The organism is Hyphomicrobium sp. (genome assembly GCF_019744875.1).
Taxonomy (GTDB): Bacteria; Pseudomonadota; Alphaproteobacteria; order Rhizobiales; family Hyphomicrobiaceae; genus Hyphomicrobium_C.
Genome location: NZ_JAIETU010000002.1, coordinates 375383 through 399133, shown reverse-complemented (window position 1 = coordinate 399133; position 23751 = coordinate 375383). Strand labels below are relative to the sequence as shown.

Genomic DNA, 23751 nt, shown 5'->3' with positions numbered 1-23751 from the left:
CAAGACGCGGGCCGATTTGGCCCGCGTTCTATTTGCGCACCCGCGGCAGACCCCGAAAGTTGGGGCCGGCCTGTCGGTCCGCTCCCCGGAAGGGACGGACAGAGGAGGGGGCGCTCCAGGCTGAAATCCAGGCTGTCCCAAGGACTTGACCAGGATTTCGGATACAACGAAGACAGCAACTCTTGGAGTGCCGTTACCATGACGAAGCGCATCCGCGCCAAGCACAAGATCGACCGCCGCCTGACAGAGAACATCTGGGGCCGCCCGAAGAGCCCGCTCAACAAGCGCCAGAGCCGTCCCGGCCAGCATGGCGAGCGCCGCGTGTCCAAGCTGTCCGACTTCGGCCAGCAGCTCCGCGCCAAGCAGAAGCTCAAGGGCTACTACGCCAACCTTTCCGAGCGCCAGTTCTCGCGCCTCTACGTTGAAGCCAGCCGCCTCAAGGGCTCGACCTCCGAGCACCTGATCGGCCTGCTCGAGCGCCGCCTGGACGCCGTTGTCTATCGCGCCAAGTTCGTGCCGACCGTGTTCGCCGCCCGCCAGTTCGTGTCGCACGGCCACGTGACCGTCAACGGCCGCCGCGTGACGATCCCGAGCTTCCGCGTCCGCGTCGGCGACGTTGTCGAGGTCAAGGAAAAGGCCCGCCAGCTCCCGCTCGTCCTCGAAGCGCTGAAGAGCGCCGAGCGCGACGTGCCGGATTACGTCGACGTCGACCAGAACAAGCTGACCGCCAAGCTGACGCGCATTCCGTCGCTTTCGGACGTGCCGTACCCGGTTACCATGGAACCGAACCTCGTGGTCGAGTTCTACTCGCGCTAAAGGTCGAGTTCTACTCGCGCTAAAGGTCGAGTTCTACTCGCGCTAATCTGCAAAGCTTCGGCTTTCTGCGAATTCAACGGCCGGCTCCCACGGAGCCGGCCGTTTTTGCGACCAGCGTCATGTGGATCGGCCGTCCTGGCGCTGGGTCGCTTCACCGGTTGGCAACGGGCGGCCGATACACTTGGGCAACCCTGCGGAGCCCCGCCGCCACGGCACGACGTGGCGAGGGCTCCAGTTTTGTCCGGCCCCGTCCGAAAGATGCCGCATCGCAGGCGTATCGAGGACAGGCTGGAACGTTGACCGCAGCCTGGCGTTTAACGCGTGAGGCATCCAAGGGACGCAGCGCAAGTTTATGAAAAACTGGCTTAAATCGATTGTCCTCGCCTCGGCCTGCGCAGGTGTTTTCCTGGCCGCCGCCGGCCCCGCCGCCGCGCAGGACAGGCGCGACCGGTATGAGCGCTATGACCGCTACGACCGGTACTACAGCTACGATCCCTACGACCGGCGATACCGGCGCAGCCGGGAGCGCGCGCCGGTCTCACCTGCGCCCGCCACCAAGGAAGACAGCGCCGAAGTCGCCGCCCAGCCTCCCATCGGCCCAGCCGTGCTGGCCGTCGTTTCGCTGCGCCATCAGCGCGTTTCGGTCTACGACGCCGAGGGACGCGCAGTGCGCGCCGGCGTCTCCAGCGGCCAGACGGACTACGAGACCCCGGTCGGGATCTACGCGATCCTGCAGAAGAACCGCGATCACTATTCGAACCTCTACGACGACGCGTCGATGCCGTTCATGCAGCGCCTGACGTGGTCCGGCATCGCCTTGCACGCGGGCGCTCTGCCCGGCCATCCTGCCTCGCATGGTTGTGTTCGCCTCCCGCACGCCTACGCGGAAAAGATCTTCGACCAGACCAAGCTCGGCATGCGCGTGATCGTTGCGCGCGACGACCGCGCCCCCGTCGCGATCACGCATTCCCGCCTGTTTCAGCCGACCATCGAAGCAGGCGCGAGTGTCGCCCAGGCGCCGACGCCGATCGCCTACGACCCCGCCTCGACCGAAGGCAGCCCCTTCGAGCCGGATCTGACAAACTGGCCGGAACGGCGCGCTCAACTTGAAGCCTTGCGCCCCGACGCGAAGGCGAAAGCCGCCGAGGCCGAGAGCGCCAAGACGCAGGCCGACGACCTAAAGAAGGTCGAGAAGGCGAAGGCCGCCGAGGTCAAGAAGCTCGCCAAGCCGCTGGCGCGCGCCGAGCGCAACAAGAAGCGCGCCGACGAAGCCAAGACGGCCGCGGAAAAGCGGCTCGCGGCCGCCAAGACGGATCAGACGCGCAAATCCGCAGAGACGCGCGTGGCCGCCGCCGCCAAGAGCGTGACCGAGGCCGAGACCGCGCTCGCTGCCATCAAATCCAAGCATGACGCCGCCAGCGCCGAGCTCGCCCAGGCGACCGCTGCCGCCACCGCTGCGGAAACGGCCAAGGCCTCCGCCGTCGCGGCCGCCGCAGAAGCGCGCGGCAAGATGCTTCCGGTGTCTGTTTTCGTGAGCCTCAAAACGAAGCGGGCTTACGTTCGCCAGGGCCACGAGGCGCTGTTCGACATGCCGGTCACCATTTCAAATCCCGAAGTGCCAATCGGCACGTTCGTGTACACGGCGGTCGATTATGCCGACGGCGGCAACCGCGTGCGCTGGATGGCGACTGCGCTCCCGGCGCGAGCCGACGACGACACGGGCGCCTACGACCGCCAGCGTCGCGCCTCGAAAACGGAAGCGGCGCCCGCAACGGATGCCGTGGCCGCCGGCGCCGCGCTCGACCGCATCACGTTCCCGCCGGAGTTCGTTGCGCGCGTGTCGAGCTATGTCTGGCCGCGCTCCTCGCTGATCGTGTCCGACGAGGACGTCAGCAAAGAAACCGGCGCAGCCACGGATTTCACCGTGTTGATCAGCGGCGAGCCGCAGGGCGGCATCAAGAAGCGTCCCAAGCAGCCGCCGGATTACTACGCCTACGACTCCTACTATTATGACGATGGCTATTACTACGATCGCAGTCAGCGCAGACGTCAGAAGTATCCCTCGTTCTTCAGCTTCTGGTGATTGGCCACGGGAGGATCGTCATTGCCGGCATCCGGGCGACTGTCACGCCAACTGGCGATGGCCGCCATCGCGGGCACGGCGATCACGCTCTCGATCACGCTCAATGGCACGTCCGCCCGGGCCGCTGATCCTGCTCCGCCTGCGGCCAAGGCGAGCGTCGACCGCGATCTCGCCGGGCGCTCGGAGCGCAGGCGCGCGGTCAAAGAGGGCCGCCTGAAGCTGCCGCTGCCCGGAACGCCCGATACGTCCCAGCCCATGACGCGCCTCGCCGCAGCGGGACTTTCGCTGGGCGCGCCGGCGCTGATCCGCGTGTTCAAAGCCGAATCCGAACTCGAAATCTGGCTCGAGAAGAAGCATCGCTTCGTTCTCTTCGCCACCTACCCGATCTGCTACTGGTCCGGCACGCTCGGCCCAAAACTGCGCGAAGGCGACAAGCAGACCCCCGAGGGCTTCTACTATCTGACCGAAGCATCGCTGCATCACGGCGGCCGCTGGCGCCGCTCGCTGAACCTCGGCTATCCCAACGCCTTCGATCGCACGCAGGGGCGCAGCGGCTCCGTGATCCTGATCCACGGCGGCTGCGATTCCATCGGCTGCCTGGCGATGACGAACGAGGTCAACGCCGAGATTTACGATTTCGTGGCCGCAGCCCTCAGCCGAGGAGCGGCGAGCGTCCCCGTGCACGTGTTTCCCTTCCGGATGACGGCGGAGAACATCGCAGCCCAACCGGCCGGACGCTGGAACGGCTTCTGGGACGACCTTCGCCAAGGCTACGACTCGTTCGAACGCACCCATTTGCCGCCGCGCATCACCGTGTGCGGAAAGCGCTACCGGGTCGGCGATGCGGCCTCGTTCGTGCGCACGCCGGACAGGCTCGAGCACTGCCCGCAGGACAATGACGCCGTCCCAGATCCGCTCGAAGCCCACCAGCGCAACGATCAGCCCAACTTCTCGCTGCGCCAAGCCGCGCTCAAGGCACCGCTTGCGCCACGCTGCGACACGTCCCGCCCGAGCTGCCGCAAGTGGGTGGCCCTGCGCGACCGCCACACCAGCCGCATGATCTCGGACCGCGGCGCGGGCGGCAGGCATTCGAAGATTCGCTGAACCGCGGACCTGCTGGCTTTGAAGTCAGCACGAGCGCAATTCGCCCACGCTTTTCACTGTGATTGCTCCGTGCTTCACCAATAGGAGAAGGCGTGGCCGGAATGGTGCGTGCAGGCACGCAACCCGCGGGCATTGCCGCGCGTTGGTGAGGACGCCCAGGCCATTCCGCGAATTTGGTCTATAGTCGGCAAAAAGAGAGGGGCGAGGGGGCACGATGCTGGCGGGGACTGCTGACGAAACGGTGAGCGTGCCGCCAAAGAAGCCATTCTACACCCACCTTTACGTTCAGGTTCTCACGGCCATCGCGCTGGGCGTGCTGCTCGGGCACACCTATCCCGAGCTCGGCACGCAGATGAAGCCGCTCGGCGACGGCTTCATCAAGCTGATCAAGATGATCATCGCGCCGATCATCTTTCTGACGGTCGTGCACGGCATCGCATCCATGACGAACCTGAAGGCCGTCGGCAGCGTCGGCATCAAGGCGCTGATCTATTTCGAGGTCGTCACGACCTTCGCGCTCATCATCGGCCTCGTCGTGACCAACGTCCTGAAACCGGGCGCGGGCATGAACATCGATCTCTCCACGGTCGACAGCTCCGCCATCGCCGAATACGTCCAGAAAGCCGAGAAGCAGAGCACGATCGAGTTTCTGCTCGATGTGATCCCGAAATCCGTCGTCGGTGCTTTCGTGGACGGCAACATCCTGCAGGTTCTGCTGTTCGCCATCCTGTTCGCGTTCGCGCTCCAGGCCATGGGGCAGCGCGGAAAGCTCGTGCTCGATCTGGTCGACCAGCTCTCGCATGTGTTCTTCGGCATCGTCGGCATCATCATGAAGGCTGCGCCGATCGGCGCGTTCGGCGCGATGGCGTTCACCATCGGCAAGTATGGCGTGAGCACGCTGGCCTCGCTCGCAGCCTTGATGGGCAGCTTCTATCTCACGTGCCTGATCTTCATCTTCGGCGTGCTGGGGCCGATCGCCTGGCTCACGGGCTTCAGCATTTTCAAGTTCATCCGCTACATCAAGGACGAGCTTCTGATCGTGCTCGGCACGTCGTCGTCCGAGTCCGTTCTGCCGCGCATGATTGCGCGCATGAAGCAGCTCGGCTGCAGCGAGCCGGTCGTCGGTCTCGTCGTTCCGACGGGCTATTCCTTCAACCTCGACGGAACGTGCATCTATCTCACCATGGCCGCGCTGTTTCTCGCGCAGGCCACCAACGTCGACCTGTCGCTCGCCCAGCAGCTCGGCATTCTGGGCGTGCTGCTGCTGACCTCGAAGGGCGCGGCCGGCGTCACCGGATCCGGCTTCATCGTGCTCGCCGCAACGCTCGCCGCGACCCACACCATCGACGTCAGCTCGATCGCGATCATTCTCGGCATCGACCGCTTCATGTCGGAAGCGCGCGCTCTCACGAACCTCGTCGGCAACGGCGTCGCGACCGTCGTCGTCTCGAAGATGGAAGGCGAGCTCGACGAGGCGCGCATGCACGCCGAGCTGGACCGGCGGCCGCTGCCCGCGTGACGCGCAAAGCTGCGGCGAAAAAAGGGCGCGCGCGGCGCCAAAAATTTGCCGATCGCAGGACGGATCTCTTCGTCTCGCGCGTTATCCTGACGACGAATGCCTTTTGCCGCCGGCGAGACCGACATCTTTGGACGCGCACAGACCGAGGAGCTCTGAAACGATGGGATGGCAAATTCTTTGGCGTGCGCCGCACGCAGCCCGGCCCCTGGCGGCGGTCCTGCTCGCGATTGCGTCGGGGGCAAGCGTTCTTGTCTCTGCCAGCGGCGAGGCGGCTGCCCAGCGGCGTGGCGGCCGTGCCGACATCGTGCCGGCCGTCACCGTAGTCGAGGTGAAGCTGCAGCCCCTGAACGAGCGCGTCGCCGCGGTCGGATCGGGCCGCGCCCGCCAGCAGGTCACGCTGACGACGCGCGTTGCGGGTGTCATCGGCGAGGTGCTGTTCGAGGGCGGCAATCTTGTCGAGGCCGGCCAGCCGCTGGTGAAGCTCAATGCAGAGCCTGAAGCGATCGCCGTCGAGTCCGCCGAAGCTCAGCGCGCCCAGGCGGCCGATCAGGTCGAACGCTATCGGCAGCTCACGAGCGGCACCGTATCGAAAGTCGTGCTCGCCGAAGCCGAAACCGCACTCAAGGTCGCCGATGCCGCCCTGCGCCGCGCCAAGGACGAGCTGGACCGCACGATCATCAAGGCCCCCTTTACCGGCATCATGGGCCTGTCGAACCTTCAGGCAGGCGACTATCTGGCGGTCGGCGCGCCGATTGCGAGCATCGACGATCGCACCAAGCTGCTGATCGAGTTCACGGTGCCGGAAGCCGTCGCGAGCGCGATCAAGATCGGACTGCCTGTCCGCGCGAGCCTGATCACGCGCTCGGGCGAAATCCACAACGGCGTCGTGCAGGCCGTGGGAACGCGCATCGATCCGGTGTCGCGCACGCTGACTGTCCGCGCCGAAATCCCGAACCCCGAATCCAAGCTCATTCCCGGCTCGACGTTCTCGATCTCGATCCAGCTTCCCGGGCAGGAAACGCCGTCCGTGCCCGCGCTCGCCATTCAATGGGACCGCGAAGGCGCCTACGTCTGGAAGCTCGGCGAGAACAACACCGTCCAGCGTGTCAACGCGGCCATCCTGGGCCGCGACGGCGATCGCGTCATGATCGATGCGCAACTCAAGCCGGGCGACAAGGTGATCCACGAAGGCGGCAGCTCGTTGCGGCCAAGCCAGACCGTGCGGTTGGCGTCGTGAGCGCCGCCCTCGTGACGCAAGCCACCAACACGGGACAATCGCGATGACAACGACGAACGACGCGCATCTGTCCCAGGGAAGTGTGGACGACGGCGGATGGGTCGGAACGTTCGTCCGCCGCCCCATCCTGGCCATGGTGCTGAACCTGCTCGTCATCATTGCGGGCATCGCCGCGCTCCAGGGCGTCGAGATCCGCGAGCTGCCGGATGTCGACCGCCCGGTGATCACGGTCCGCACGAACTATCCGGGCGCCACGCCCGAGAGCATGGACGCCCAGATCACCGCCATCATCGAGAGCGCGGTGTCGCGCGTCCAGGGCGTCACGAGCATCTCGTCGAACTCGTCCTACGGATCGAGCCGCGTGACAGTCGAGCTGTCGAGCAACGCCAATCTCGAAACCGCCGCCATGGACGTGCGCGACGCGGTGGCGGGCATTCAGAACCAATTGCCCGACGACATGGACGAGGAGCCGCGCGTCCTCAAGGCCGACGCCGACGCCACGCCGATCATGCGCATGGCGGTCGCGTCCTCGACACTGTCGGAAGGCGAGCTGACCGATCTCGTCAACAACGTCATCGAGGATCGCCTGTCGGCCGTCGAAGGCGTCGCGTCGGCGAATTCCTACGGCCTGCGCGCGAAAATCATCGAGGTGCGCGCCAATCCCGTCGCACTCACGGCGCGCGGCCTGAGCGTGAGCGATCTCATTGCAGCGATCAACAAGGCGTCCGTCGCAACGCCCTCCGGCGCGCTCGAAAACGCGACGCAACAATTGCTGGTGCGGGCGGAGGCGCCAGTCTCGTCGCCGGAAGATGTGGCTGCGCTCGAAATCAACGCCCAAACCAAGGTCGCGGATGTCGCCTATGTCCGCTGGGCGTTCGAGGAGGCAACCGCCATGACGCGCCTCGATGGCACCACCGCCATCGGCGTCGAGATCGTCCGTCAGGCGCAATCCAATACCATCGCCATATCCGAAGGCATCCACGCCGCCATTGCCGAGCTCAAGTCGTCCCTGCCGCCGGGTGTCCAGATCGCCATTACGTCGGACGATGCGGTCTTCATCCGCGAGTCCGTCCGCGAGGTCGTGATCGCGCTCGTGCTGTCGACGGTGATCGTGATTTTGATCATCGTGGCGTTCCTGCGTTCGATCCGCGCCACCATCGCGCCCACCATCGCCATTCCGGTATCGCTCGTCGGTACCATCGCCGCCATCTGGATGGCCGGCTTCTCGCTCAACATCCTGACACTGCTCGCGCTCGTCGTAGCAACGGGTCTCGTCGTCGATGACGCCATCGTCGTCATCGAGAACATCGCCCGCCATCGCGCCATGGGGAAGGGGCCCCGCGCCGCGGCCGTCATAGGCACGCGCGAGATCGTGTTCGCCGTGCTGGCGACCACCGCCACCCTCGCGGCGGTATTCATTCCGGTCTCGTTCATGCCGGGCGTGGTCGGCAGCTTGTTCTCCGAGTTCGGCTTCGTGCTCGCCTTCGCGGTCACGATCTCGTCGCTGACCGCGCTCACGATCTGTCCGATGCTGGCCGCCAAGCTTGGCACCGGCGACCATGGCGCGGATCCGCACGCCAATCCCGGGGTGCTCGGCCGCGTGGGCGGCTGGCTGGCATCGAGCTACGCCTGGGCCATCGACATCTGCCTCAGGATGCGCTGGATCGTGGTGCTCGTCTGCCTGGGCTTCGCCGCGCTCGGTTGGGCCGCCTTCAAGCTCCTTCCGAACGAGATCACGCCTGCTGAGGACCGCGGCGTCGTGCAGATCCGCCTGACCGCCCAGCAAGGCGCCAACCTCGACTACATGTCGAAGAAGACGCACGAAGTTGAGGACGTACTCTCCGAATACCGCAAGACGGGCGAGGTGACGGGCGTCCTCGCGACGGTCGGCGGCGGCGGCGTGAACCGCGCGTCCGTCGTGGCGTCGCTCGCACCATGGAACGAACGCAAGCGCACACAGCAGCAGATCCAGGCCGAGCTGCAGAAGAAACTGGGCGACATCGCCGGCCTCTCGATTTCGATCAGCTCCGGCAACAGCCTCGGCATTCGCGGCGGCGGCCAGGGACTGCGCTTCGCGATCTCAGGCCCCGACTACGCGCGCCTGGCGGACGCCGCCGCCAAGATGGTCAATCGGCTGTCCGAGACGCCGGGCTTCCGCAACGCGCGCACCGACTACGACACCACGCAGCCGCAGCTCTCCGTCCGCATCAATCGCGAGGCAGCCACCAAGCTCGGCGTTCCGATCAGTGAGATCACGAGCTTGATCAACGCCATGATCGACTTCGAGAAGGCCGCCGACCTGTTCGTGGAGGACGAGATCATTCCCGTGCAGGTGAAGGCGGGCGGCCGGCCGATCAACGATCCATCCGATCTCCGCAATCTGTTCGTCAAAACCGCGGACGGCAGCTTCATCACGCTCTCGACCCTCGTCACCATCGAGGAGGTCGCCATCGCGCCGACGCTCGGCCGCGAAGACCGCCAGCGGTCCGTGCCCGTCAGCGTGCAGCTCGATGAGGGCATCGCGCTCGGCGATGCCGTGACGCAGATGCGCGCCGTCGCCGCCGAGGTGCTCGACAAGGATCTCTCGATCACGCTTCTCGGCGAGGCCAAGACGCTCGCCGAGACGACGCAGAACACGGCCTTCGTCTTCGCCATCGCGTTTCTGATCGTCCTCATGGTGCTCGCCGCCCAGTTCGAAAGCGTGGTGAGCGCGCTCGTGATCATGTTCACGGTGCCGTTCGGCCTCGCGGCGGCGACACTCGCCATCCTGATCACCGGCGGCACGATGAACGTCTACAGCCAGATCGGTCTCGTGCTGCTGGTCGGCGTGATGGCCAAGAACGGAATTCTCGTCGTCGAGTTCGCCAACATCCGGCGCGACGAGGGCGCCGACGTCGACACCGCCATTCGCGATGCGGCCAACACGCGGTTGCGGCCCGTGATGATGACGATGACGGCCGCGGTGCTGGGCGCGCTGCCACTCATCTACGCGCATGGCGCGGGCGCCGAGGCGCGTCTCGCGTTGGGCTGGGTGATCATCGGCGGGCTTGGCTTCGCGACCGTGTTCACGCTCTTCCTGCTTCCGGTCGCTTACCGCATCATGGCGCCGTGGTCGAAGCCGCGCGCCGAGGAAACCCGCCTCCTGATCGAGGAAATGCGGGCAGCCGAGCAGCTCGACGCGAACAGCGCCCATGCCTGACGTCGGGACGCGGTTCTGAATGCCAGAGCAATTTCTGACCAAAAGCGGCAGGAGGACTTAGGTGACTGGATCCTGGCCTCCGCCGGGATGACGTGGGCAAGGATGACGTTGAGAATGAGCGGTCCGTAGCGACCCATAAATCCGTCACCCTGACGAAGGTCAGGGTCCAGTCACGCCTCAAGCAATGCTTTTGAGAGGACTGGCGCTAAGCCGTGTGATCGGAAAATGCACTAGGCCGGACGATGCCGGCGGCCGGGGTTCGTCGGCATGGAGACCACGTGCGACGTGGGCTCGGCCTCGCGCAGGCCGTCGCGGTCCGGCTGCACGGCAAGCGGTGTGATCGCCACCTCGCGGCGCAGCGGCCGCGCGACCGGAACTGAGTTCGCCCAGCCGTAGGCGAGCATCGTGATGATGGCGGACGCCGCGAAGAAGTAGACGCCCGGCAGCACGGTCGCCTCGGTGTAGCCCGAGGAGTTGACGTAGAAGATCATCAGCGCGAGCACCATGACGTCGGTCATCGAATAGCGCCCCAGCCACTCCATCGTCGAAATGGACTTCTTGCGGAACTCCGGCGGGATGTCGGGCGAGGTCACGAGCGTCAGCAGGTAGAACAGCTTCAGGAACGGAAACAGGATCGAGAACAGGAACAGCACGACGGTGAGGAAGTACTCTTCGTTCTCGAACAGCGCCCAGATGATGGTCGCGATGGAATGCTCGTTGGTCCAGACGTAGACGGTGGTGAAGCGGATGACCGGCAGGATGATCCCGAGCGCAAAGAACACCGTGGCCAGGATGATGAGGAAGCTCAGCACGAAATTGCGGAACGGCGAGATCTGCCGCGCGAGCGCCGTCTGCGTCGAGGGCTCGTCTGCGGGCCGCGCCGTCAGGCCCTCGTTGCGGAGCCACGCGTAAGAGAGGATCATCAGCACGACAGCGGCCGTGAAGTAGTAGACGCCCGAAAGGCTCGCCGCGTCGTAGAGACCCTGGGCCTTGATGAAGAAGATCGTGAGCGACAGCACCAGCACGTCGTGCATGGACCACTTGCCGAGCCACTCGAGCGCCTTGAGGCGGCGGTTCTGCCGCGTCAGCTCCACGGCCGGAAGCGTCGAGACGAGCAGCAGATAGAGCAGCTTCAACACGGGCAGCACGATCGAGAAGATCAGCACCGTGCCGCCGAGAAATGTCTGCCCGTCGCGGATCAGCACGTCCACCGTCGAGAGCAGCGAATGCTCGGTCGTCCAGAACACGTATTTCGTAAGGCGGATAATGGGGAGCGTGATGCCGAGCGCGAGGCACACGGCCGCGCCGATGATCGCCAGGCTCAACAGAAAGCGCCGTCCGCCCAAACGCATCTGCCGCCTACGCCCTGTCCAGCCCCGATTGCCCCGAAGCATGGACTAGAGGGGCCCGCCGCGTCAAAAATTTGACCGTGACGGCGCTTCCGCGGGTAGGGGCGGTAGCGGGCAGTCGGCAGACGCAGCGGCTGAGGCACAGGGCTGCCGGTGCGCCTCCAAATCGTCGCAGCACACAGGCCATCGCCAGCCTGACGTCAGTTCCCATCAAAGGCGACGTCAGTCACGACCACATCCGGCCGCCAGCCCCACCGTCATCCCGGCGCAGGCCGGGATCCAGACACGCCGTGAGAAACGCGACGCCGGTCGTGGTCCAGCCGGCTACCCTTAGCCGTGGTTCGTGTGGGCGATGCCCTTGTCGTGGATCAGGGCGTGCAGCTCGCCGGCCTGGAACATCTCGCGCACGATATCGCAGCCGCCGATGAACTCGCCCTTGACGTAGAGCTGCGGAATGGTCGGCCAGTTGGTGAAGCTCTTGATGCCCTCGCGGATGTCCTGGTCGTCCAGCACGTTGACGTCCTTGTAGGGCACGCCGAGGTGGTTGAGGATCTGCGCCACCTGAGCCGAAAATCCGCACTGCGGGAACTTGGCGGTGCCCTTCATGAACAGCACCACGTCGTTGCTCTCGATGGTCTCTTTGATCGCCGCGTGGGCGGTTGCTTCGCTCATGGGTCGAAAACCTTTCTTGTCGTGGGATCTGGCGGCGCGCCGCGTACGGGTGGCGGTCGAATTCGTGCCGGTAGATGTGGCGTGCGCCTGCCGGTTGTCAATGCGGCCACGGTGGCGAGGCACGGGGGTGGCCAGGCGACAGGGTGGCCAGGTGCGCTAGTCGGGCGGCGCGGCGGTGGTCAGGGCGAGCGCATGCAACACGCCGCCCATGCGCCCGCCGAGGGCGTCGTAGACCATCTGGTGCTGCTGCACCCGGGATTTGCCTTTGAAAGCCTGGCTTTCCACCCGCGCGGCGTAGTGATCGCCGTCCCCGGCCAGATCCTGGATGACGATCTTGGCATCCGGAAATTTCGCCTTGATCAGCTCTTCGATCTCGGACCGGTCCATAGGCATGGGTGAGGGGCTCCTGAAACGCGTGAGGCCACCCGGTGGGGCGGCCTCGGCGAGTGTATAGGGGGTGAAGGGAGCGCGAAAGGTGCGTCCGAGCGCCGCTGGGGATCTCTAGCGGCGGATCGAGGCGGTCTCGATGCCGCTGGCGCCTAGATAGGGCGCAATGCGGCCGAGCGCCACCAGGGCGGACTCGCCGTTGACGCGCGCCATCGAAATCTCGATTTCGGCGTTTCGGGCCGCAATGAAGGCCATGTCCTGCTGCTGGGAAACCTTCGTCATGCTGATGTCGATTTCGCGGTTGCGCGCTTCGGCGAAGCGGGCCTCGCGGGCCCGGTCGGTTGCAGCCATTGCGGCGGCAATTTCGACATTGCGCTTGAACGTGAAGGCGGCGGTGCGCACAGCGCTGTCCATCGCAATCGACTGGTCGATCTCGCGCTGGCGGGCTTCGGCAAAGAGCGCGGCGCGTCCTGCGTCGGCAGCGGCCATCGAGCGGTCGATTTCCGCATTGCGCTCCGCCATGAAGTCGGCGGCGGCGACCATGGCGCTGCGTTCGCTGGCCGCTTCGATCTCCGCAAGGCGGGCTTCAGCAAACAGCACCGGCGCGATCGCATCGCGCGCAGCAATCGAGCGGTTGATTTCGCGATTGCGCTCGGCGGTGAACTCGCGCGTGCGCAGGGTCTCGACGCGCCGCATGGAGCGGTCGATTTCACCGTTTCTCTGCGAGGTAAAGAGCGCCGTCATGACGGTCTTCTGCAATTCGGACGAGATCGACGCGCGCATCGCCTGCGTCTGGCGGGCGTTCGGAAGATGATGGTCAACGGTGAGGGGAATGAGCGTTGCAACGAGCAACCCCGAAAGCGCGATGGTACGCATGACTGAACTCCACTACGGCGTTGAGGGGAGTGTCACCCGGAAATCTAAAGGTTTATCTATTCGAGAAATAATGCGCCGAGGAATACAGTGTTTTTAAAAAGCGAAACGAAAAACAGAGTTACCAATTGATTTCGATTGTTTTCAATGCAGGTCGCGCCGGAGGCGCGCGAGCAACGACTGGCCGGAGGCATGCGAGGAAAGTCATGCCGAAGGCGTGCAAGCAAAAGACCGGCCGGAGGCATGCGCGGCACGATGCGGACTGGCCACTGGTTGCGCTCGTATGCCAAGTAAGGCGGATTGCGCGGAACGGAACCGGTCAGATGGTAGATCGAAGCAAATTCTATATCGGCGGCACGTGGGTCGACCCCAAGCAGCGGCGAACGATCCCCGTCGTCAATCCGGCGACCGAGGAGCCCATGTACGACATGGCGGTGGGGTCGGCCGAGGATGTCGACGCCGCCGTCGCGGCGGCGCGCGCGGCCTGGCCCGCCTACGCAGCTACAACCCGCGAGGAGCGCGTCGCCCTGCTGACGCGCATCATGGAGATCTACTCCAAGCGGCTGCGCGAAATCGGCTCCGCCGTGTCCGACGAAATGGGCGCTCCCCTCGGGTTTGCCGAGCGCGTCCATGCGGGCGCGGGGCTCAGCCATTTCATGACGACGCTCGAAGCGCTCAAGTCCTATCCGTTCGAGGAGCGCATGGGAGCAACGCTGATTGTGCGCGAGCCGATCGGCGCGGTCGGCATGATCACGCCGTGGAACTGGCCGCTCAATCAGGTCGCCTGCAAGGTCGCGCCGGCCCTGGCGGCGGGCTGCACGATGGTGCTGAAGCCGTCGGAGTACACGCCGACCTCGGCGCTGATTCTCACCGAGATCCTGCATGAGGCGGGCGTGCCGCCGGGCGTGTTCAACCTCGTCAATGGCGTCGGTCCTGAGGTCGGGGCTGCCATCAGCGCCCATCCCGGGCTCGACATGGTGTCGTTCACGGGCTCGACGCGGGCCGGCATCGACGTCGCCATCCGCGCGGCGCCGAGCGTGAAGCGCGTGACGCAGGAGCTGGGCGGCAAGTCCGCCAACATCATTCTCGCCGACGCCGACTTCGAGAAGGCGGTGGGCGGCGGCGCGCGCCATTGCTTCGGCAACTCCGGCCAGTCCTGCAACGCGCCGACCCGCATGCTGGTGCCCCTCTCGCGCATGGACGAGGCCGCCGCCATCGCGGCCGCCGTCGCCGACAGCCTCCGCGTCGGCGATCCCCGCGCCAAGGAGACCGAAACGGGCCCCGTCGCCAACCGCACGCAGTGGGACAAGATCCAGCGCCTGATCGAAAGCGGCGTCTCGGAAGGCGCAACGCTCACAGCCGGCGGCCCAGGCCGCCCGCAGGGGCTCAACAAGGGCTTCTTCGTGCGCCCGACCGTGTTCGCCAACGTCACGCCGGACATGACCATCGCGCGCGAGGAGATCTTCGGCCCCGTGCTCTCGATCCTGGCCTACCGGGACGAGGACGACGCCGTGCGCATCGCCAACGACACCCCGTATGGTCTGGCCGGCTACGTATCCTCCGGCGACATCGACCGCGCCCGGGCGGTTGCCCGCCGTCTGCGCGCCGGCAACGTCAACCTCAACGGCGTCATGAACGACCGCCGCGCGCCGTTCGGCGGCATGAAGCAATCCGGCAACGGCCGCGAATGGGGCCGCTTCGGGCTCGAGGAGTATCTCGAAGTCAAAGCCATGGGCGGCTGGGGCGAGTAGGCGCGCGCTTATTTCGAGCGGATGCCGAAGAACCGCCGCGGCAGGTTGTCGGTGAAGCCGGTAATCGCGTGCTCGCCCACGAATTCGAGGTCGATCAGGGATTGCAGTTTCGCGGCCGCCGGCTCGCTGCAGAGAAATGTCCGGTTGATGCTGCCGGCGATCTTCTCCATGCGAAACAGCAGCACGAGTTCCGCGCCCGAGATGTTGTCCTCGCCGAGGCTGCGCCCGCCGCCCATCACGACGTCGCCAAAGTGCACCGCGATCCGGAACGGCAGCCGCGCGCCGCGCTGCTGACTGAGCAGGGCGGCGATCGCCTCCTTGACCGGCTTCGTCGGCTGGCCGTCGCGCGGCCAGATGGCGAGGAAGCCGTCGCCGAGGTACTTGTTGATCAGCCCCCCGTTGCCCTCGACGATGCGGCGGCATCCGTCAGTCCAGGCCCCGACGAGAGAGGCCCACCGCGCCGGCTCGTAGGACGTGGCGAGCTTGGTCGATCCGACGATGTCGGCGACCAGCATCCAGCATCGGGCGCTCTTCACCTCGATCATTGTCATGGAAGAATGGGCGGACGTCAGCGCGCGGGCGCCCGAGCCAAAGGCCTGGCGGAAAGTGAGGATGGATTCCCCGATCCCCACGCAATCGCCGTCGTAGAGACGCGTCGGATTGGCGATGCGCAACCCGTTGATGAAGGAGCCGTTGCCGCTGCCGAGGTCGACGAGCCAGTACTCCGTGCTGTCCTGGCGATGCACGACGGCGTGGCGCCGCGAAATGCGCCGGTCGTCGAGCACGATGGTATTGGAGGGCGCCCGCCCGATCGAGCAACTTGCGCCGAGCGGCCAGGGACGTCCGTCCGCCGCTTCGAGCCAGGCATCCCGGCTATCCCGGTCGTCCGCCGATTGAGGCCCCATGAGGGGATCCGCGTTTGTGAAGCCTACGCAAACTCGAGTAACGCCCGCGCTCCGTGGAGCGCGCGCCGCCCATCTCTCCGTAGTCTCACGGCCGCTCCAGCGGCTGGCAAGCGATATCTGCTGAGGGCCGCCCGAGGCATCAAATGGCGGGCTTGACGAAATCGGATGACGGCCGCCAAAAGAGACGCGAGGTCATCGCGGGCGATGGACCAAACCGATCCGAAGTCTGGGGGCGCTCATCGAACGGACCTTGATTGATGCGCCCCGAAGCCTTCCGCCGGCCGCGGCCAATGATGAAGCGACGCCCCGCAGGCGGGCAACCAGCCGCCGGCCCACGAAGTCCGTGCCAGCCAAGCCGCGGCCAGCAGAGCACAACAAGTCGCGCGGCTCCCGCGTGTCGCCGCGCGCAACCGTCAAGGTCTCGGCGCCGCGCACCACGCGCCGCAAGACAAGCGCGCCGCCGGACGGCGTGACCTTCCGGCACGACACGGACGCGCACGGCCGCACGACGGCGAAGTTTTTCAAGAACGGCGCGGAAGTCGGCTCTGCCGACATCCGCAACTTCGGCCACACGATCCAGATCACCAACTTTCAGATTGTGCGCGGAGCGCGCCGCCAGGGCATCGGCACCGCGTTCCAGTCCTATATCGAGGCGAAGCTCGGCAAGCCCGCCGTACCGGATGCCATGCTCTCGAACGCGGAGTACCGGCGATGGAAGAAGATCGATCCCATCGCGGTGAGCGACTACGCCAAGGGCGCGAAGACCTACACGCCGCGCGCAAAGAGCGACGGATACATCGCAGCGCATGGCGGGCGCCCCGTGCCGGGATCGCGCGCGGCGCAACGCATCGCGGCGCAGGCTAAGAAGGCAGCGGCGAAGACACGCCGCAAACCGGCGGGAACCGCCAAGAAATCCGCGCGCAAGCCACGAGCGAAAACCCGCTGACGCCTGCGCCGGCCGCGACCGATCCGGCTATTCGTCGTGCTGGCTCGCGTTCCATTTCTTGACGTGCGGAATGCGCGGCACGATCACCGCATAGACCGATGCGATCACGGCGATCACATACCAGCCGATGCCGATCGCCATGCCGACCGCCGCCGCAAACCAGATGGCCGCCGCTGTCGTGAGGTTCCGGACGGAGTCGTTTTCACTTTTGATGATCATGCCCGCGCCGAGAAAGCCCACGCCCGACACCACCTGGGCCGCGATCCGCGCGGGGCTGTTCGGGTCCGCCACGGTGGAGATGAACGTAAACAGGCAAGCGCCGGCCATCACGAAACAGTGCGTGCTGATCCCGGCCGGCTTGTTGCGCAGCTCACGCTCCACGCCGATCATCATCCCGAGCAGCAGGCACAAGGCGAGCTTGCCCGCGAACGCGGCTTCGTGTCCGGTCAGCCAGTCTGACATGTCGTCTCCTGAGTTTTTTCGGCTTGCGAATGGCTACAAGGACGCGGCACACACCGCATCTGTCACGAGACCGTCATCCCGTGCGGCGTCAACCTAGGTGGCAGCCCGTCCGCTGTCTTGGATACGCGGAATACGCCGTCCTGCTTTCACCGCTGACAGTGGCGGAATTCGGCCCGATACTGCGCGCGCAATTACGATGGAAAATCCTGAATGAGAGTTGTTCTCGCGGTGTTCGCCGGTCTCTTCTTCCTGTCGTCGGCGCACGCCGAGGACCATCCTTACACCGGCCTGTGGTCCGAGGCAGGGCTCGAGGACGCGAAGGGCAATGCCGAACTCGCCGGCCCGCTCGCCTGCTACAACAAGTTTACCGAGCAGCTTCCCGACGGCCGGTTTCGCTACTACCTCGTCGATCATGCAAAGTGGCTCGCCGAGAAGAAAGTCGAGTATCTGCTCGCCCAGGAAGGCACGTGCACGATGAATGCGGGCGGGCGAAGCGAGCGCTGCACGGGCCGCGTAATCGGCGAGAAGGACAGCGAGTGGTTCATCGCCTATGAGGGCGCGCCGTCGAACGAGGTCCGCGCGACCTACTACGAAAACGTCTTTTCATTCGAAAAGCGGTTCGACGGCGAACCGATCGTCCGGAACAAGTGCCCGTTCACTATTGCCGAGATCAACCGCTACATCACAGGCAAGACTATCGCGGACTGCACCACGCGGTGCCGGGCGTTCGGTCGCTCGGAAGGGGAAGAGTTCAAGGGCATGCTGAAGGCGCTGACGGGCGAAAAGTGACACGTACGCTTTGTCGGTGCCGCGGCGAACGTCGCGCTACAACGGTGGATCGCACATGAAAACGCGCCTTTCCGGCAGGTCGAGCTTTCTGGCCGCTGCCGGCATCGCAACTGTTCTGCTCGGCGGATCTGTTGTTGCGTATTTGTTTCGGCAGCCGACCGCGCCAGCGCAGAGGCCGCCGGAGGTTGCGACCACGAAGCCGAACGACGCGCTGCCCCCGTCGCTCGATTGCTCCTTCACCGCCTTCATGCACAGCAGCACCGCGGTGTTTTTCTACTTCGACGTCGAGGTGCCGAAAGGCGAGCCGCCGCGCTTCTTTCAACGCGCCTTCGTCTCGGCAGACGGCGTTCGCCAGAACTACGAGCACGCGGAGCGTCCCGCCTGGACCTACGCGCTCGACGGCGACGGCCGGCCGATGATCACGTCGGCGGACGGCGCCACCCACATCGTGCTCTACGACTTGAAGCTCGGCGCATCCGGAAGCCTGCCGGTCGAGGCCGGCATCCGGAGCAACGTGTTCCGCAACCTGGGCGGCCAGTGCCGCCAGACCAATCTCGATGGCAAAGGCGCTTGAGGGGATACGAACAGGGCTTGGCGGAAGCCGCGCCTAGATCTCACCCGCCATGTAGTTCGGCAGCCAGCCTTCGTTGATCTCGGCCAGCTCCGTGAGCTTGAGCGGCTCCTCGCCCTTGAGCACGATGGCGTCGCCGCCCGTGCGCCCGACGATGCGGGCCGGCAGCGCGAGGAGACGCGCGCGCTCGACCACCTCTTCCGCGCGGGCCGGATCGACCGCCAGCACATAACGTCCCTGGTCTTCGCCGAACCACACCGCGTGCGCCGGCAGCTTGCCTTCATAGGCGAACAGCTCCACGCCGAGCCCGCTGCCCTTTTCGCCCGACGCCAGCGCCATCTCGGCAATCGCGACGAGCAGCCCGCCGTCCGAGAGGTCGTGCACGGCCGACACCTTGTCCTCGCGGATGAGCGCGCGCACGAGACGCCCGGCCTTGATCTCGTCGGCGAGATCCACCGGCGGCGGCGCGCCTTCGAGCTTCTCGCAGATGATCTGTTGGTAGAGCGACTGGCCGAGCCAGCCCTGCTCGCGGCCGATGACGATCAGCAGATCGCCCTCGCGCTTGAGCTTGATGTCCGCCACATGCGCCACATCCGGAATGAGCCCGACGCCACCAATGGCCGGAGTGGGCGGGATGCCGACGCCGTTGGTCTCGTTGTAGAGCGACACGTTGCCGGACACGACCGGGTAGTCGAGCACGCGGCACGCTTCCGCCATGCCGCGCACGGAGGCCACGAACTGCCCCATGATTTCCGGGCGCTCGGGATTGCCGAAGTTCATGTTGTCGGTGATGGCGATCGGATCGGCGCCGACGGCGCAGAGATTGCGCCACGTCTCAACGACAGCCTGCTTGGTGCCCATCTCAGGATCGGCCGCAACGTATCGCGGAGTGACGTCACAGGTGGCCGCGAGGCCCTTCTGCGTGCCGTGCACGCGCACGACGGCCGCGTCTCCGCCGGGGCGTCCGATGGTGTCGCCCATCACCATGTGATCGTACTGCTCCCACACCCAGCGGCGCGAGCAGAGCGCGGGCGAGCCGAACATCGTCTTCAGCGCATCGAGATTGCCGTTCGGCGCCTTGACCCACTGCGGCAGCACAGGCTGCGGCGGCACGGGCGCGAACCACGGCCGTTCGTACATCGGGGCCGAGTTCGCGAGCACCGGCACCGGCAGGTCGGCTTCGACCACGCCCTTGTGCATCACGATCATGCGGCCCGTGTCGGTCGTGGTGCCGACGACGGCGAAATCGAGACCCCACTTGCGGAAGATCGCCTCGGCCTCAGCCTCGCGGCCGGGCTTCAGGATCATGAGCATGCGCTCCTGGCTTTCGGAGAGCATCATCTCGTAGGCCGTCATGCCCTCTTCGCGCTGGGGCACATGATCGAGGTCGAGCGTGATGCCGACGCCGCCTTTGTCGGCCATTTCAGACGTCGACGAGGTGAGGCCGGCAGCGCCCATGTCCTGGATGGCGATGATCGCGTCCGTCGCCATCATCTCGAGGCAGGCTTCGATCAGCAGCTTTTCGGTGAAGGGATCGCCGACCTGCACCGTCGGGCGCTTCTCTTCGGATTTGTCGTCGAACTCGGCGGACGCCATCGTCGCGCCGTGGATGCCGTCGCGGCCGGTCTTCGAGCCGACGTAGACGACCGGCAGGCCGACGCCCTTGGCGGCCGAGTAGAAGATCTTGTCCGTCCTCGCGAGGCCGACGCACATGGCGTTGACGAGGATGTTGCCGTTGTAGCCCGCGTCGAAGTTCACTTCGCCGCCCACCGTCGGCACGCCGACGCAATTGCCGTAGCCGCCAATGCCGGACACGACGCCCGAAACGAGGTGCCGCGTCTTGGGATGGGAAGGATCGCCGAAGCGCAGCGCGTTGAGGTTCGCCACCGGCCGCGCGCCCATCGTGAACACGTCGCGCATGATGCCGCCGACGCCCGTAGCCGCGCCCTGGTAGGGCTCGATGTAGGAGGGGTGGTTGTGGCTCTCCATCTTGAAGATGGCCGCGTCCCCGTCTCCGAGGTCCACCACGCCCGCGTTCTCGCCGGGCCCCTGGATGACCCGCGCGCCGGAGGTCGGCAGCGTCTTGAGCCAAACGCGAGAGGATTTGTAGGAGCAGTGCTCGCTCCACATGACCGAGAAGATGCCGAGCTCCGTGATCCGGGGCTCGCGCCCGAGAATCTTGAGCAGCCGCTGGTATTCGTCGGGCTTGAGCCCGTGGGCGGCGACGGTCTCGGGCGTGATGGTGGAAGTCGCGTTGTCCTGCATCAGGAAGGTGTTCCGGGTCTCGCGATGAAGATCTAACGCGGAGCTTATAGCGAGGGAAAACGGGCTTGTCGCTCGCCCGGGCCGTCTTGTCCCGCGGCGCGGACGCGCGTGTCGCAGGTCGCGTGGTTCGTCTGGGCCGCGGCGGGGTCGGGGCGACCGGCGAGAGGACAGGATTCGGGCGGGCTTACGTTGGGTTGAAGCCATGCGACATCACACCCATTGCGACAGTATCGCGCTGCACAAACCTGGCCGCTGCTATGCAGCAATAGGAATTCTTCCTGCCGAGTCATGATGTTATAGAATGCCCAAGCCGGAACGCAGGACCAGAAGAGTCCCGCCGCGGCGAGCATCTCATCATTAAATGGAGTTGAACCATGTTGAAGGCGACGAAAGCCGTTGCTGCAGCAGCGGGTATGATGGGCGTACTTGCTGCGGGTGTCGTATCCGCCGATCCGTTGTTTCATGCCCAGCCGGGCGCAACGGTCGAAATCATGACGCCGGGACGCGGCATCAGTCTCGATATCGGTGGCAAGCACGCGATTGGCTATTTTGTAGCCAATAACAAGGCGTGCGAGCTGACGGTCGTGGTTGCCGACGCGTTCGGCGATCAGGCGAGCCTGGATAGCCCGGGTACCCGTTTCGTCATGCCGGTCACGCAGGGCAAGATCTTCAAGGTCGATGCCAGCGCCGGCCAGTCCGCCGAGTTCTTCTGCGGGCACGGTGCGAATCGCATGATCGCGCGCGTGTATGATCGTGCGCCCTACAAGTCTTAAGAAGCATTCGTAAAGTAACGATGCATAGTTTGAGGGCAGGTCCATGACCTGCCCTCAATTGTTCCAGGTCTTGAAAGTAATGTGAAATTTCGGGCTGCCATGCCGGGCCTGCATTGCAGGCGAGCAAGTGCCGCACTTCCTCGGGGCCGCGGATCAGGGTACAAGCTCACCCAACGAAACACTTCTAGAGAGAAATCCAATGAAAGCCGTGTTGCTCGCTCTTCTCAGCTCCTGGTCGCCCGTCGAGGGCGCCGGCTCCAAGAAGCGCTGAGTTCGGCCTCCGGCGCAGGAGCGTGATCGTTTGAGATCCTATCAATCTCAAACGTGAATCACCCTCCGGCAAGAAGCCGGGTCTCGAATTCACTCCGGCATCGCCGGAGGACGAAAAAAGGGACGAACCGAAAGGTTCGTCCCTTTTGCATTTCAGAGCGACGAGGGCTCCACCTCGACTGCCGACTATCACCCCATCGCAGCCACGGCGCCCACGACCGCGCTCTCGAACACGCGCCGGCCGTCCGTCCCGCCGAGCATCTTTTCGTAGAGCCGCTCCGGATGCGGCATCATCCCGACGATGCGCCCCGTCGGATCGGCGATGCCCGCGATGTTGCGCTGCGCACCGTTCGGGCACGTCTCGGGCGAGACGGTGCCCTCGGCATCGGAATAACGGAACACGACCCGGCCTTCGCCCTCCAGCCGGTCGAGCGTTTCAGTATCGGCGAAGTAATTGCCTTCCGCGTGCGCGATCGGGACGCGGATGACTTCGCCCGGACGGTAGCAACCCGTGAAGAACGTCTTGTCCGTTTCGACCTTGAGATGCACGTCCCGGCAGATGAAGTGCAGGGATTTATTGCGCATCAGCACGCCCGGCAGGAGGCCGGATTCGCAGAGGATCTGAAATCCGTTGCAGATGCCGAGCACGGGCGTGCCCTTGCGGGCCTTCTCGACCACGTCGCGCATGATCGGCGATTGAGCCGCCATGGCCCCGCAGCGCAGGTAGTCGCCGTAGGAAAAGCCGCCCGGCAGCACGATGAGGTCCGAGGAAGGCACCGTGGCGTCGCCGTGCCAGACCATCTTGACCGGAAAGCCGGTGATGGCTTCGAGCGCGGTTTTGACGTCCCGGTCGCAGTTCGAGCCAGGGAATACGATCACGGATGCGCGGAGCATGGTCTCTCCCGGTATGAGCTTGGCCCCCAGTATCGCGTGGCCCTGCCGCTGTCCATAACCCATTGCGCCGCTGCGAACGGGGATGTGGACCGGCGCCCGGGTGGCGAGGGCAGGGGCAATACCTAATGGTTTCGGCGGGGCTCAGACGCCTGCGCCCCGTCAGTTGGGCGTCGCGAGCGGCGACTGGTCCTGCTTCTTCCGTTCGACCTCGTCGCGCGAGGCGTTGGTCAGCGCGGTATCGGCGGCCTTCATGTCGGCCATCGCGGCTTCGAACTGAACGCGGTCGCCGTATCCGCAGCCCTTGCTTTGGGAGGTCCAGACGCCGGTCACCTGCATGTACCGCGTCCGCATCATGACGGCGGGATGCGCGGGCGTGCCGGGAGCCGTGAACACGACCTCGATGCTCCAGGTGTCCGGCACGGAAAGCGTCACGACGTCGAAATCGCCGCGCCGCTCTGCCTTGGCGCCCGGAAGGGCCTGCATGGAGGATTGAAGTCTTGCGTAGCCGAGCGCGCAATCGAGCGTGGGCGCACCCCCGCTTTGCGCGCCTGCAGCCGCCGGACACAGCAGTCCGATGGCCACAGCAATTGCGCGCGCGCTCCGCACCATCAGGGCGCGAGCTCGAAGCTGTAGTTCTCGATGACCGTGTTGGCGAGCAGGTCGCGGCACATGCGCTCGACTTCGGCGCGGGCCTTGTCCTCGCTCATGCCGGCGACATCGACCTCGATGTACTTGCCCTGGCGAACGTCGTTGACGCCTTCGAAGCCGAGCGCGCCGAGCGCGTTCTGGATCGCCTTGCCTTGCGGGTCGAGGACGCCATTCTTGAGCGTGATCTTGATGCGGGCTTTCATTGGACCTCGGGCAGCGGGCAGCGGGCAACCGGCAG

21 protein-coding genes are annotated in these 23751 nt (G+C 65.5%); 11 read left to right on the top strand and 10 right to left on the bottom strand.

The genetic code is table 11. The features are described 5' to 3' along the window. Positions 1-198 precede the first annotated feature (198 nt). The 6 genes from rpsD (at position 199) to K2Y42_RS01975 (ending at position 9958) form a co-directional block, all read left to right on the top strand. Positions 199-816, top strand: coding sequence for a 30S ribosomal protein S4 (gene rpsD / locus K2Y42_RS02000; protein WP_291147876.1), 618 nt, complete (start codon positions 199-201; stop codon positions 814-816). A gap of 352 nt (positions 817-1168) precedes the next feature. Next, positions 1169-2899, top strand: a complete 1731-nt coding sequence (locus K2Y42_RS01995) for a L,D-transpeptidase family protein (RefSeq protein WP_291147869.1) — start codon at positions 1169-1171, stop codon at positions 2897-2899. 21 nt (positions 2900-2920) lie between these two features. Further along, entirely contained in the window at positions 2921-4003 is a 1083-nt protein-coding gene (locus K2Y42_RS01990; protein WP_291147866.1) for a murein L,D-transpeptidase family protein, read from the top strand. Positions 4004-4217: 214 nt separating this feature from the next. Then, a complete protein-coding gene (locus K2Y42_RS01985) occupies positions 4218-5522 on the top strand; it encodes a dicarboxylate/amino acid:cation symporter (RefSeq protein ID WP_291147862.1) in 1305 nt (434 codons plus the stop codon). A gap of 160 nt (positions 5523-5682) precedes the next feature. Next, positions 5683-6759: an efflux RND transporter periplasmic adaptor subunit gene (locus tag K2Y42_RS01980; protein WP_291147859.1), complete on the top strand. Its 1077-nt coding sequence runs from the start codon at positions 5683-5685 to the stop codon at positions 6757-6759. A 43-nt stretch (positions 6760-6802) separates the two neighbouring features. Continuing rightward, positions 6803-9958, top strand: a complete 3156-nt coding sequence (locus K2Y42_RS01975; RefSeq protein WP_291147855.1) for an efflux RND transporter permease subunit — start codon at positions 6803-6805, stop codon at positions 9956-9958. A 230-nt stretch (positions 9959-10188) separates the two neighbouring features. Here the strand turns inward: K2Y42_RS01975 and K2Y42_RS01970 are convergent, their stop codons facing one another. The 4 genes from K2Y42_RS01970 to K2Y42_RS01955 all read right to left on the bottom strand — a co-directional run bounded on the left by K2Y42_RS01970 (position 10189) and on the right by K2Y42_RS01955 (position 13242). Continuing rightward, positions 10189-11283: a paraquat-inducible protein A gene (locus K2Y42_RS01970; protein ID WP_291147853.1), complete on the bottom strand. Its 1095-nt coding sequence runs from the start codon at positions 11281-11283 to the stop codon at positions 10189-10191. A gap of 354 nt (positions 11284-11637) precedes the next feature. After that, positions 11638-11979: a Grx4 family monothiol glutaredoxin gene (gene grxD, locus K2Y42_RS01965; protein ID WP_291147851.1), complete on the bottom strand. Its 342-nt coding sequence runs from the start codon at positions 11977-11979 to the stop codon at positions 11638-11640. 156 nt (positions 11980-12135) lie between these two features. Beyond that, the gene (locus tag K2Y42_RS01960; RefSeq protein WP_291147848.1) at positions 12136-12372 is read right to left on the bottom strand and encodes a BolA family transcriptional regulator; all 237 of its coding nucleotides are present in this window, start codon (positions 12370-12372) and stop codon (positions 12136-12138) included. 108 nt (positions 12373-12480) lie between these two features. After that, complete coding sequence (locus tag K2Y42_RS01955) at positions 12481-13242, bottom strand: hypothetical protein (RefSeq protein WP_291147844.1); 762 nt, start codon at positions 13240-13242, stop codon at positions 12481-12483. Between the two features lie 320 nt (positions 13243-13562). On the opposite strand from K2Y42_RS01955, the gene K2Y42_RS01950 reads away from it, so the two are divergent. After that, a complete protein-coding gene (locus K2Y42_RS01950) occupies positions 13563-14990 on the top strand; it encodes an aldehyde dehydrogenase family protein (RefSeq protein WP_291147842.1) in 1428 nt (475 codons plus the stop codon). An 8-nt stretch (positions 14991-14998) separates the two neighbouring features. Here the strand turns inward: K2Y42_RS01950 and K2Y42_RS01945 are convergent, their stop codons facing one another. Continuing rightward, positions 14999-15895, bottom strand: a complete 897-nt coding sequence (locus tag K2Y42_RS01945; RefSeq protein ID WP_291147840.1) for an adenylate/guanylate cyclase domain-containing protein — start codon at positions 15893-15895, stop codon at positions 14999-15001. Positions 15896-16238: 343 nt separating this feature from the next. Here K2Y42_RS01945 and K2Y42_RS01940 point away from each other — a divergent pair, with 343 nt between their 5' ends. Then, positions 16239-16841, top strand: coding sequence for a hypothetical protein (locus K2Y42_RS01940; protein ID WP_291147838.1), 603 nt, complete (start codon positions 16239-16241; stop codon positions 16839-16841). Positions 16842-16868: 27 nt separating this feature from the next. Here the strand turns inward: K2Y42_RS01940 and K2Y42_RS01935 are convergent, their stop codons facing one another. Continuing rightward, positions 16869-17303 (bottom strand): MgtC/SapB family protein, encoded by a 435-nt coding sequence (locus K2Y42_RS01935; protein ID WP_291147836.1) that lies wholly within the window; start codon positions 17301-17303, stop codon positions 16869-16871. A gap of 210 nt (positions 17304-17513) precedes the next feature. Here K2Y42_RS01935 and K2Y42_RS01930 point away from each other — a divergent pair, with 210 nt between their 5' ends. Beyond that, the gene (locus K2Y42_RS01930) at positions 17514-18092 is read left to right on the top strand and encodes a hypothetical protein (protein WP_291147834.1); all 579 of its coding nucleotides are present in this window, start codon (positions 17514-17516) and stop codon (positions 18090-18092) included. 55 nt (positions 18093-18147) lie between these two features. Continuing rightward, entirely contained in the window at positions 18148-18666 is a 519-nt protein-coding gene (locus K2Y42_RS01925; protein WP_291147832.1) for a hypothetical protein, read from the top strand. Positions 18667-18699: 33 nt separating this feature from the next. Here K2Y42_RS01925 and purL read toward each other — a convergent pair whose 3' ends face one another. Continuing rightward, positions 18700-20928 (bottom strand): phosphoribosylformylglycinamidine synthase subunit PurL, encoded by a 2229-nt coding sequence (purL, locus tag K2Y42_RS01920; RefSeq protein WP_291147830.1) that lies wholly within the window; start codon positions 20926-20928, stop codon positions 18700-18702. A 374-nt stretch (positions 20929-21302) separates the two neighbouring features. Here purL and K2Y42_RS01915 point away from each other — a divergent pair, with 374 nt between their 5' ends. Further along, a complete protein-coding gene (locus K2Y42_RS01915; RefSeq protein ID WP_291147828.1) occupies positions 21303-21701 on the top strand; it encodes a hypothetical protein in 399 nt (132 codons plus the stop codon). A gap of 459 nt (positions 21702-22160) precedes the next feature. Here the strand turns inward: K2Y42_RS01915 and purQ are convergent, their stop codons facing one another. The 3 genes from purQ to purS form a co-directional block, all read right to left on the bottom strand. Then, positions 22161-22865, bottom strand: a complete 705-nt coding sequence (purQ, locus tag K2Y42_RS01910; RefSeq protein ID WP_291147826.1) for a phosphoribosylformylglycinamidine synthase subunit PurQ — start codon at positions 22863-22865, stop codon at positions 22161-22163. A 159-nt stretch (positions 22866-23024) separates the two neighbouring features. Next, positions 23025-23474: a hypothetical protein gene (locus tag K2Y42_RS01905; RefSeq protein ID WP_291147824.1), complete on the bottom strand. Its 450-nt coding sequence runs from the start codon at positions 23472-23474 to the stop codon at positions 23025-23027. After that, positions 23474-23716 carry a phosphoribosylformylglycinamidine synthase subunit PurS gene (purS, locus tag K2Y42_RS01900; protein ID WP_291147822.1) on the bottom strand — a complete coding sequence of 81 codons (243 nt, stop codon included), beginning with the start codon at positions 23714-23716 and terminating at the stop codon, positions 23474-23476. Before purS ends, K2Y42_RS01905 begins: the two co-directional genes overlap by 1 nt. Positions 23717-23751: the final 35 nt, after the last annotated feature.